Consider the following 11,051-nt stretch of genomic DNA (forward strand, 5'->3'; position numbering starts at 1 on the left):
ACAAACTGCTTGTACGGATCATGTACGCCGCCCGGTCAGTCTTTCGCCACGTTCGAGTGAACGAGTGCGAGAGGAGAACCGGGGATGATCCGGATCAAGAAAGCCGGCCGCGTGACCGCGGCGGTTCTGGCCGCCGGAGCGGTGACGGCGCTGGCCGGAGCACCCGCCCAGGCCGCCACGGCCGGGACCGGCGCCGCCTGGCAGGCCGATGTGTCCACTGTGGACTACGACGACGTCAACGTCACCGGCGCGGGCGGAACGCTGACCCTGGCCGACGCCGCGTGGCACAGAACCGCGCAGGTGTTCGCCGGCAGCGAAGGCAGCTTCGTCACCACCGAGCACGCGCTGGGCAGCCCGGCGAACCGCGTCAGCGCCGAACTGTCCGCCGACACCCCGAAGGGCACGACGGTCGAGGTCGACGTCCGCGGCCGCACCGGGGCGGACGACTGGACCGAGTGGACGCCGGCCGGCACGGCCTTCAAGACCGCCGTCAGCGCCGTGCAGGCGCGGATCAGCCTGCACAGCGACACCGACGGCGTCCGCCCGGCCGTCAAGAGCCTCGGGCTGAGCGCCGACAGCGTCCCGCAGGTGAACGCGCTGGCCGCCACGGCCGCGCTGACCTACAAGATCTACGCCACCCGCGAAGGTCTCGTCGGCGGCACCACCGCGAACGGCCACGTCATCACCAGCCGCGACCACTTCGTCGCGCTGCCGTCCGGCCGGGGACTTTCGCCGAAGGCCTCCGGCTCCTACAGCGTCCGCGTCTGCAAGACCGACAACAGCCGCTGCGAGTACGCGCCGGTGTGGGACGTCGGGCCGTGGAACACCAAGGACGACTACTGGAACCCGGCGTCGGTGCGCGCCGAGTACAAGGACCTCCCGCAGGGCCAGCCCGAGGCCTACGCCGCCTACCACAACGGCTACAACGGCGGTAAGGACGACCTCGGCTACAAGGTCGGCAACCCGGCCGGCATCGACCTCGGCGACGGCGTCTTCTACGACGGCCTCGCGATGTCCGACAACGGGAACGTGAACGTCACCTACCTGTGGACCGGCACCGGCCCGACCGGCACGGTGAAGACCGCGGGCGACCCGATGAACGTGCGGGCGAGCGCGAGCACCTCGGCCGCCGTCAAGGGCCTCGCGGCGAACTACGCGCGGGTGAACATCGAGTGCTACGTCCAGGGCGACAGCGTCACCGGCACCTTCGGCACCAGCACCATCTGGGACCGGATCGGCCCGAACAACTACGTGTCGGACACCTACCTGCAGACCGGCTCCGACGAACCGGTCGCGCCCCTGTGCTGAACCGCGGCTCGAGCGAGCCCCGAGTATCGCGTGGTTGACTGCCCTCACCCCCGCGAGAAAAGCGAAGGCCCGGCTTCCCCCGCCGGGCCTTCGCCCTTTCCGGGATATTCCACTCACCGGTCCATCATTCACATTCATGAACAGCTGCCCGCCCGCTGTACAACGCCCGGGCGATTGTGAAAAACTTCCGGGCACCTGGAACATTTCCCCACACGGAATGGCGGGCACCTGTGAGCGTTACCCGGAGAACCCTGCTGACCACCGCGGCCGGTGCCGCGGTGGCGGCGAGCGCCAGCACCTCCACGGCCGCTTCCGCGGCTTCCCTCGATGCCTCCGACCAGGCATCGGTCACCCGGACGCTCCGCCAGGCGGCCGATTACGCGGTGGCCAAGCTGCGTGCGGTGGCCCCCGGCGTCACCGCGTTTCCGGTCGGCACGAAGTTCGAGAAATGGACCTATTCGCAGAATGGCGACTGGGTCGGCGGATTCTGGCCCGGCCAGTTGTGGCTGGCGTACCTGCACAGCGGCGACGAACAATTCAAGACCCTCGCGCTGGCGTCCGCGGACAAACTCGCGCCGCGCCAGTTCGACACCGGCACACACGACCTCGGTTTCCTCTTCTACCCGTCGTGGGTGACCGCGTGGCGGCTCACCGGCGACGACAAGTGGAAGGCGGGCGCGGTGCAGGCCGCGGCGTCACTCGTCAAGCGCTACAACCCGGCCGGGAAGTTCCTCCGCGCCTGGGGCGCGCTGACCGACCCGAAGGACGCGGGCCGCGTCATCATGGACACGATGATGAACCTCGACCTGCTGGCCTTCGCCGGCCGGCAGACCGGGGATCCGCAGTACCTCGAAATCGCCGTCGCGCACGCGAAGACCGCGCAGAAGAACTTCGTCCGCCCGGACGGGTCCACGCCGCACGTCTTCGACTTCGACCCGGTCACCGGCGCGCCGATCGGGCCGAACACCGTCCAGGGTTACAGCCCGGCGTCGTGCTGGTCGCGCGGGCAGGCGTGGGGCGTCTACGGGTTCACGACCATCCACCGCCGCACCGGCGACCAGGAGTTCCTGACCACGGCCCGCCGGCTGGCCGACTTCGCACTGTCGCACCTGACGGCCGACCACGTGCCGGTGTGGGACTACCTCGCGCCGCAGGCACCGAACGACGTCAAGGACGCCTCCGCCGGGGTCATCATGGCCTGCGGCCTGCTGGACCTCGCGGAAATCACGCACCGGCCGCAGTACCGGGACAGCGCGCTGCGGATCCTGTCGGCGGTCTCGCAGACGTGCCTGACGACGAAGTCCACCCGGGCCGAGGCGAGCGTCGCGCGCTGCACCCGCAACCGGCCGGCCGAGGACGGCATCGAGGTGTCGCTCCCCTACGCCGACTACTACCTGCTGGAAGGCATCCTGCGGGTGCTCGACCGGCGCAAGGTCGACCGCGCCGTCGACCTGTCCAGCGTCTGATCCCGGCCGGGGAGGCCGCCACCTCCCCCGACCGTCAGTGCTGGTGGTGGGCGTGCACCTTCGCGTGGCCCAGGCCGCGCCCGATCATCCACTTGTTCACCGGCACGGTGACCACGAAGGCGATGGCCAGCGAAAGCACCAGCGCCAGCCAGAACAGGAAGCTGGCGAGGCCGGCGTCCATCGCCCCGGGGATCGCGACGACGATCGTGTTGTCGATCAGCTCCATGACGGCGATCGACACGGTGTCCGCGGCCAGCGCGACCTTGAACGCCGCCGCCAGGGCCAGCCCCGACTTCAGCACGCCCCGCATGGTCAGGCCGTAGCCGAAGACGAACGCCAGGACGATCGACAGGACGACGGTGGCCGCGTTGTGCAGGCCGAACGCCGTGCCGAGGACCATGCCGAGCACCTCACCGATCGCACAGCCGGTCAGGCAGTGCAGGGTCGCCTGGATCGCTGTCGCCCACGAAGCTCCGTGCTGTTCGTTCATGCCCGAGACTATACCCCCAAGGGGTATGTATGTCGCTGTCTCGCGCGCCACAGCGTGGCCCCCGGCGGGAGTGCCGGGGACCACGCCGGGATCAGGCGGCGAGGAGCGCGGTCATCCGGTCCACCTCGGCCTGCTGGGTGTCGGCGATCCGCTGGGCCAGCGCCTTGGCGTCGGCGTTGCTCCCCCGGTCCAGCTCGGTGCGCGCCATGTCGATCGCCCCGCGGTGGTGGTCGACCATCAGCGTCAGCCACTTCCGGTCGTAAGCGGCGTCGCGGAGGGTGTCGAGGTCACCGGTCTCGACCATGCCCGGCATCGAGCCGTGCTCGGTCATCGCCGGGGCACCCCACTGCTTCAGCCACGCCGTGAGCTGGTCGATCTCCGGCTGCTGCGCCCGGGCGATCCCGCTCGCCAGGGCGACGACCTGCGGGTTCTTCGTGTGCTGCGGCACGGGCGTCGCCATTTCGACCGCCTGCCGGTGGTGCGGGACCATCTGCTGGGCGAAGGTGACGTCGGCGTCGTCGTGGTCGGCGGGGGTGGCGCACCCGGTCAGCCCGAGCGCGGTGACGGCGGACAGCACGAAGCCCGCCAGGAACTTCCTGGACATTTTCTTCCTCACTGGAGTTCTTGCGGAGGGGCACGGCGGAACCGCGCCGATCAGATCCGCAGAACGCAGTGGGCGGCGAGCAGGAGACGACCGCTGCGCGGAGGCGGCGGGCGGGCACCACGAGGCCGGCCCGGCACCTGCCGGACGACCACGGCTCCGCCGGCCCGGCCGCCCAGCAGGACCACCGCGAGCAGGAGCACCACGGCCGCCGTCACCACCGCGAGGCAGTCGTGGAGCGGGGAATGCCCGCCGTGGTGGTCCGGCATCGGCGGCGCGGCGTGGAGTTCCGCCGCCATCGAAGCCGAAGCGACCGGCCCGTGGTCCGCGGGCACGTGGTGCATCGCCACCACGGCGAGCGCCAGCGCGCACAGCAGCAGCCAGCGGGCGGGCACGGAACAGCGAGTCATCGTCGCCCAGCGTAACCGACGCCGCGGACCAGGCGAATCGCCGCCAGAAACCCACGAGGGAGAACTCACTTCCGTAACCCTTTGCGCACATCCCGTTGACCACAGTTACGCGGGGCCCTACCTTCCCCCTTGGTCTCCACCATGCGCAGACCGTTCGAGAGTCCTGAGGAATGGGTGGGGATGCGAGGGCCGACGAAGACGTCCCGGCTGGTCGCGACGCTGCTGCTGGGCGCGGCGCTCGCGCTCGGGGGGTGCTCGGCACAGCTGGGCAGCGCCCCCGCGCCGGGGCCGACGCGGATCGTGTTCGTGCCCAAGGTCGCCGACATCCCGTACTTCCAGGCGATGAACAACGGTGGCCTCGAAGCGGCGAAGCAGCTGGGCGTGCAGTGGTCCACGATCGGCCCGAAGACCGTCGACCCCGCCGACCAGGTCACCATCATGCGCGACCTGATCGCGAAGAAGGTCGACGTCATCGTCGTCGCGCCGAACGACCCGGCGGCACTCGCGCCGGAGATCGCCGAGGCGCGGGCGAAGGGCATCCACGTGCTCACCTCGGACACCGACGCGCCCGGCACGCAGCGCGAGGTGTTCGTCAACCAGGCCAGCGCCGAGGGCATCGGCACCGCCCTGACCGACGCGCTGATGAAGCGGACCGGCGGCGCCGGCAAGTACGCGATCGTCTCGTGCGGCCCGGCCGCGGCGAACCTCAACACCTGGATCTCGGTCCAGAAGGCGTACACGGCCTCGCACTACCCGAAGGCGCAGGTCGTCGAGACCGTGTACGCGGGCGAAGACCAGGACAACGCGACGAACCTGGCCAAGGAGCTGATGGCCCGCCACCCGGACCTCACCGGCCTGGTCGGCGAGTGCACGACGTCCGCGCCCGGCGTCGCGAAGGCGGTGCGCGAGCAGCAGAAGATCGGCCAGGTGTTCACCGTCGGCGTCGGGACGCCGCAGTCGATCAAGCCGTTCCTGCTCGACGGTTCGTGCTCGCAGTCGGTGCTGTGGAACGTCGAGTCGCTCGGCTGGCTGACCGCGTGGACGGCCAAGCAGGTCGCCGACGGCAAGCCGCTCCAGGCCGTCAACAAGGTGAGCCTGGAGTTGCCGGCGGTGCGGTACGACGCCGCGTCGAAGACCGTCCTGCTGGGCGATCCGCTGCTCATCACCGCCGACAACGTCGACCAGTTCAAGTACTGACGGGCTACCGCACGTCGATCGTGACCGTCGCGGTGCTCGTCACCGCCGGGAGCCTCGTCGTGTCGACCACGAGGTACTCGCCGTCGTCCTGGCGGCCGTCCGGCAGCGTCTTCGGGTGCAGCGCGTACGGCGGGGCCGCGTTCGTCACGCCGTCGATGCCGAAGTCGTTGTCGTTGCCGATCACGAGCGTGCGGCCGCCGTCGGTGGTCGCGACGCCCTCGACCTTGTCGTGCCCGAAGAAGCCGCCGCTCGGGTCGAGCCCGGTCACGAGCGCGCCCAGGTCCAGGTACAGCTTCTTGCTCACCGGCTCGATCCCGGCGGCGGCGAGGTCCGTCGTCGCCTCGGCCGTGGTGTCCTTGCCGACGTAGGCGTCGATGCTCTTCCCGCCGACGAGCAGGCCGCCCTTGGCGGCGTCGTACCCCGCGGCCCGCGGGCCTACGTCGGTGGCGCCGGTCAGGTCGATCTCGTAGAGCTTCTTGAAGGCGCCCGGCTCCATCTTGCCGTCACGCTCGTCCACCAGGAAACGCGTCGCCGAGAGCGCGGTGATCTCGCTGACCGCGGTGCCGGTCGTGTCCGGGTCGTCGAGCAGGTAGAGGTACTCGTGGGTGGCGCGGGTGCGCAGGTCGACGGTGACGATCCGCAGCGTGGTGACGTTGCCCGGCTTCTTCGTCAGGTCCGGCTGCTGCAGCGCCGACTGCATGACGCCGACGAGCGTCCGGCCGTCCGGGGTCACCGCGAGGCCTTCCATGCCCTTGTTCGGCACGCGGTACTTCAACTCGGCCGGCAGCGAGCCGTCGAACGGCGAGAGGCGCTCGATCGCGCGGCCGTCGCGGCCGAAGTGGGTGATGAAGGGGCCGTACTCGTCGGAGACCCAGAAGGTGCCGTCCTTCTGGGCGACCAGGCCTTCGGAGTCGTAGCCGTTCGCCGACTTCGGCAGGACGTTCCCGGTCAGGTCGACGATCTTCTCGCCGGTGTCGGCGAGCGGGCTGACCTGGCCGTTGTAGGGCGTGCCGTCCCCGGCGCGCAACGGGATGCTCTTCTCCAGCACGGCCTTGCCGTCGCGGAGCCGGAACTTCCCGATGGCGGGGGTGAACGCGGGCAGCGGCTCGATCTTGCCGCCCCCGGGCGCGTCGACGTTCGGGCCGCGGTCGGTGAGACCGTAGAACTCGTTCTTCTCACCGGGCACGGGGGTGAGCGCCGAGCCGTACGCGCCGCCCTTGACCTGGACGCCGCCGATGGTGGCGAGCGGTTCGAGGGACGTCGGGTAGAGCCGCACGGCGTCGGAAACGGTGTAGGTGAAGGAGTCCCGGCCGGTGAAACCGGGGGCGGGGGTGTAGCGGAGGGTGCCGCCGGGGCCGATCTCGACGCTCCCGTGCGCGGCGGCGGTGTGCCGGACGACCGCGGTGGCGCGGTCGTTGCCGAGCACGTCCGCGGTCAGGGTCCGCCCGGCCCGGGTGCGGAGGTGGTCGTCCTTCGCCCGCGGCCCGTGCTCGTGCGCGACGGCCGGACCGGCGGCCAGTGGCAGTGCCAGTACCCCGGCGACCAGGGCGATTGTTACCCGCTTCATCCCGTTTCTCCTCCTCCGGCGCGTGGACCGCGCCGGAGGAGGAGTCTTCGTGGCCGAAGTGGACATCGGCTGGCTTCGAGGCGACCGTGGCGTTAACGGTGCGGCCGGCGGGTCTGCCGCGACCGGTCGTGAGTGAGGAACAGTGTTCTGACCCTGTTCCCACTCACGACCGTCAGCGGTGCCGGCGGACGTGGCCCACCGCTGCCCCGCCGCCCAGCACCAGGATCAGCGCCGTCAGGCCCCAGCGGCGTTTCTCCTTCGTCTTCACCGCCGTGCCCTCGACCACCGGTTGCGGTTTCTCCGTCGGCTGCACGCGATGCTTCGACGGGGGCGCCGTGGGCTCCTCCGCCCTCGGCTTCGGCGTCGGCGTGACCACCGGGGGCGGGGTGGGTGCGGGAGCCACCGCCGCCGGCTGCTCCACCGGGGGCGGCCGCGACGGCGGCGGTGGCTCCGGCGCCGGCGTGGTCGGTGTCGTGGGTGTCGTCGCGGTCGGCGAGGGAGGCGGCGGCGAAGTCGTCGAAGAAGGCGTGGGAGCGGGTGACTCCGAGACAGTTATGGGCGGCGGTGCGGCCTCGGCGAAACACCCGGCCGCGTCCCCGCTCACCAGCGCCGGTCCGGTCGACACCTCGACCGCCGGACCCGAACCGTCCCGGAGCAGCCGGTACGTCACACTCCGGCGCCCGTCCCGGTTGGCCGTCGCGTAGATCGCTTCCGGACCGAGCACCACCGACCCGTACGCACCCCCTCGCGGGAACCGCAGTCCGGGCACCACCGCGACCTCCCCCGTCGACGGGTCGAGGCTCACCACCGAACTGTCCCCGCGCGAAGTCGTCGACACCCCGAGCAGCAGGCCGGACGACGAGTCGTACGCGAAGTCGTCCACCCCCACCGCGAGCGACACCGGCCGCAGCGCCGTCCGGTGCACCACGCGCAGGTAGTCCGCCGAAGCCGGGTCGACGTCCACTGTGTACAGATCGCTGTCCTGCCGCACGTACCAGCGGTTCCCGGCGATCGCACCCGCCGTCGCGCCCGTGACCAAGCTCCACACCGGACGCCGCGCGCCCGCCCGGCCGACCACGCCGAGGTCCGTCACCGACCCCGACGCGTCGATCCGCACCGCGTGCGAACCGTGGTCGTACCGGCCGCGGCGCGTTCCGTCGGCGACGCCGTACACCACGTCCTGCGCGGCCGAATACCCCATCGCGTTGATCCAGTACCCCGCCTGCGTCAGGCGTTTCGTCGCGCCGTCGGGCAGGGACAGCAGCCGCAGCGTCGTCGGTGCGCCGTCGCGTTCGTTCTCCGCCTGCAGGATCGTGCAGGACGCCGGGTCCTGGGCCGCCGGGCCGCGGGACGGCCCGGGCGCGAGCCAGCCCGTCGCCGCCAGCAGAGCCGAGACCGCCGCGGCCACGCCGAGCATCGCCGCCCAGCGGGCCCGCCCGCCGGTCAAGCCAGCCTTTCCAGCGCGCCGGTGAAGGCCTCCGCCGGGATCCTCGCGCCCCCGCTGAAGGGGTTCTGCAGCTGGTAGATCGCGAACAGCAGCAACGTGATCGTGCCGGCCAGGGTGGACACGATGATGATGTGCGCGGCCGGCCGCGTGCCGCCGAACAGGTTGGGCAGCAGGATCGCGGTGATCAGGCTGCCGAGGATCAGCGCGAACCAGACGACCGCCCCGACCCCGCCACCACCGGCGTTGTTCAGCCGCTGCGTGCGGGCCTGGTAGACCGACCAGAGCTGGTTGCTCGCCTCGGTCTTGCGGTCGATCTGCCAGTCGCCGTCGACTTCGGCGGCCGCGACGGCCTGGCGCATCTGGTCCAGCTGCGTCCAGCCCGTGACGGGGATCTCGCCGCCGTCGCTCAGCCGCGGCCATTCCTGCTGCTCGACGGTCTGCGCGTACGCGACGGCGAGCTGCTGCACGCGGTCCTTCGTCTCGGCGGGCAGCGCGTCGGCCGCCCAGGTCGCCGCGACCAGGCTGTCCGCCTCGGTCTGCGCGTCCTGGCTCGCGGCGCCGACCGAGTCGAACAGCGAGATGAGCACGAACGCGACCAGCACCGCGTGCAGGCCGCCGACGATGGTGAACACCTGGCCCGCCGCGTCGTTGTTGTCGGGCCGTCCCTCGTCCCAGCCGAACCGGCGGACCAGGTACGCGATCACGCCCCCGACGAGGGCCGCGCCGGCCACCCAGAGACCGCCGGCCACGAAGATGTTCATCCACGTCCTTTCCCACCAGGCGGATTCACCGCCGGATCGCTCAAGTTAGCCACCCATTTCCGGGCCGACAACCAAGAATTGTTCGATTCAGCCGAGCGGCCTCACCCAGGCCGCGACCATAGCCGGTTCGGCGCAGTTCACCGGCACCGGGGCGGCCGGCACCACTCCCGACCGCGACGACGGTTTCCCCTTATGAGCCAGGATCTTCCCGACCGGGTGACGGCCAGGAACGGCGGGTGATGACCGGCACGGACCAGGTGCCCGGAATGGCCGGAAACCAACCAGGTGAATACCGCGCCGACCCGATCGTGTCATTGTGCAGCCGGACGCCGTTGCTATGTTGATTCTCCGTTGCCTGCCTCGGGCATTCCCGGCTTCCGAATGATTGGTGGTTTTCGCTGTGACCGTCACCGACCCGGTGGACACCGACCCGGCACCGCTGAGCCTCGGCCGGGCCGCGGCCCGCACCCTGGCCACCACGACCAAGTCGGTCCCCCAGATGCAGGGCATCTCCTCCCGCTGGCTGCTCAAAACCCTGCCCTGGGTCGAAGTCTCCGGCGGTGCCTACCGGGTCAACCGCCGCCTGTCCTACTCCGTCGGCGACGGCCGGGTCACCTTCACCACCACCGGCGCCGACGTCCGCGTCATCCCACCCGAACTCGGCGAACTCGCCCCGCTGCGCGGCTACGACGACGAAGACGTCCTCACCGAACTCGCCGCCCGCTTCACCCAGCACGACTACGCCCCCGGCGACGCCCTGGTCGAATTCGGCTCCCCCGCCGACCAGGTGTTCCTCATCGCCCACGGCAAAATCACCAAGATCGGCACCGGCGCCTACGGCGACCAGACCGTCCTGGGCACCCTCGCCGACGGCGACCACTTCGGCGACACCACCCTCACCCACACCGACGGGATCTGGGAGTTCACCGCCAAAGCCGTCACCACCTGCACCGTCCTGACCCTCCCCCGCACCGCCTTCGACGACGTCCTGACCCGCTCCGACACCCTCCAAACCCACCTCGACGCCTACACCGCCGGCGGCGCCACCGCCCGCAACGACCACGGCGAAGCCGAAATCTCCCTCGCCTCCGGCCACGACGGGGAACCACTGCTGCCGGGCACCTTCGTCGACTACGACACCCACCCCCGCGAATACGAACTCTCGGTCGCCCAGACCGTGCTGCGGGTGCACTCCCGCGTGGCGGACCTCTACAACCAGCCGATGAACCAGATCGAGCAGCAACTGCGGCTCACGGTCGAGGCGTTGCGGGAACGCCAGGAACACGAACTGATCAACAACACCGAATTCGGGTTGCTGCACAACGCCGACTTCGCCCAGCGCATCCCCACCCGCACCGGTCCCCCGACCCCGGACGATCTGGATGAGTTGCTGGCGTTGGTGTGGAAGGACCCGGGGTTCTTCCTCGCCCACCCCAAGACGATCGCGGCGTTCGGGCGGGAATGCACCAAGGCCGGGATCTACCCGGACGCGGTCGAGTTCGGCGGGCACCACGTGCCGGGGTGGCGGGGGGTGCCGATCCTGCCGTGCAACAAGATCCCCGTCACCGGGACCCGGACCAGCTCGATCCTGCTGATGCGCACCGGGGAACAGGCCCAAGGCGTGGTGGGGTTGCACCAGACCGGGTTGCCGGATGAGTACCAGCCGGGGTTGAACGTGCGGTTCATGGGCGTGTCGGAGCAGGCGATCATGTCGTATCTGGTGTCGGCCTACTACTCCGCCGCCGTGCTGGTGCCCGACGCACTCGCCGTGCTGGAAAGCGCCGAACTCGGCCGGGAAGGCTGA

10 protein-coding genes are annotated in these 11,051 nt (G+C 70.6%); 4 read left to right on the forward strand and 6 right to left on the reverse strand.

Features of this window, described 5'->3' with window-relative positions; all coding sequences use genetic code 11:
• Window positions 1-84 precede the first annotated feature (84 nt).
• Entirely contained in the window at window positions 85-1,308 is a 1,224-nt protein-coding gene (locus QRX60_RS03185) for a hypothetical protein (RefSeq protein ID WP_285999299.1), read from the forward strand.
• 230 nt (window positions 1,309-1,538) lie between these two features.
• Window positions 1,539-2,774, forward strand: a complete 1,236-nt coding sequence (locus QRX60_RS03190) for a glycoside hydrolase family 88 protein (RefSeq protein ID WP_285999300.1) — start codon at window positions 1,539-1,541, stop codon at window positions 2,772-2,774.
• 34 nt (window positions 2,775-2,808) lie between these two features.
• Here QRX60_RS03190 and QRX60_RS03195 read toward each other — a convergent pair whose 3' ends face one another.
• From QRX60_RS03195 to QRX60_RS03205, 3 genes are all read right to left on the reverse strand, one after another.
• Entirely contained in the window at window positions 2,809-3,264 is a 456-nt protein-coding gene (locus QRX60_RS03195; RefSeq protein WP_285999301.1) for a DUF4396 domain-containing protein, read from the reverse strand.
• A 91-nt stretch (window positions 3,265-3,355) separates the two neighbouring features.
• Entirely contained in the window at window positions 3,356-3,868 is a 513-nt protein-coding gene (locus tag QRX60_RS03200; RefSeq protein WP_285999302.1) for a DUF305 domain-containing protein, read from the reverse strand.
• Window positions 3,869-3,918: 50 nt separating this feature from the next.
• The gene (locus tag QRX60_RS03205) at window positions 3,919-4,275 is read right to left on the reverse strand and encodes a hypothetical protein (protein ID WP_285999303.1); all 357 of its coding nucleotides are present in this window, start codon (window positions 4,273-4,275) and stop codon (window positions 3,919-3,921) included.
• 180 nt (window positions 4,276-4,455) lie between these two features.
• Here QRX60_RS03205 and QRX60_RS03210 point away from each other — a divergent pair, with 180 nt between their 5' ends.
• Window positions 4,456-5,472, forward strand: coding sequence for an autoinducer 2 ABC transporter substrate-binding protein (locus tag QRX60_RS03210; RefSeq protein WP_285999304.1), 1,017 nt, complete (start codon window positions 4,456-4,458; stop codon window positions 5,470-5,472).
• Window positions 5,473-5,476: 4 nt separating this feature from the next.
• Here the strand turns inward: QRX60_RS03210 and QRX60_RS03215 are convergent, their stop codons facing one another.
• From QRX60_RS03215 to QRX60_RS03225, 3 genes are all read right to left on the reverse strand, one after another.
• Entirely contained in the window at window positions 5,477-7,039 is a 1,563-nt protein-coding gene (locus QRX60_RS03215; RefSeq protein WP_285999305.1) for an esterase-like activity of phytase family protein, read from the reverse strand.
• Window positions 7,040-7,211: 172 nt separating this feature from the next.
• The gene (locus QRX60_RS03220) at window positions 7,212-8,486 is read right to left on the reverse strand and encodes a DUF6923 family protein (protein ID WP_285999306.1); all 1,275 of its coding nucleotides are present in this window, start codon (window positions 8,484-8,486) and stop codon (window positions 7,212-7,214) included.
• Window positions 8,483-9,247, reverse strand: a complete 765-nt coding sequence (locus QRX60_RS03225; protein WP_285999307.1) for a bestrophin-like domain — start codon at window positions 9,245-9,247, stop codon at window positions 8,483-8,485. Before QRX60_RS03225 ends, QRX60_RS03220 begins: the two co-directional genes overlap by 4 nt.
• Window positions 9,248-9,647: 400 nt before the next feature.
• On the opposite strand from QRX60_RS03225, the gene QRX60_RS03230 reads away from it, so the two are divergent.
• Window positions 9,648-11,051 carry a family 2B encapsulin nanocompartment shell protein gene (locus QRX60_RS03230; RefSeq protein ID WP_285999308.1) on the forward strand — a complete coding sequence of 468 codons (1,404 nt, stop codon included), beginning with the start codon at window positions 9,648-9,650 and terminating at the stop codon, window positions 11,049-11,051.

Origin of the sequence: Amycolatopsis mongoliensis (assembly GCF_030285665.1) — a bacterium.
GTDB classification, from domain to species: domain Bacteria; phylum Actinomycetota; class Actinomycetes; order Mycobacteriales; family Pseudonocardiaceae; genus Amycolatopsis; species Amycolatopsis mongoliensis.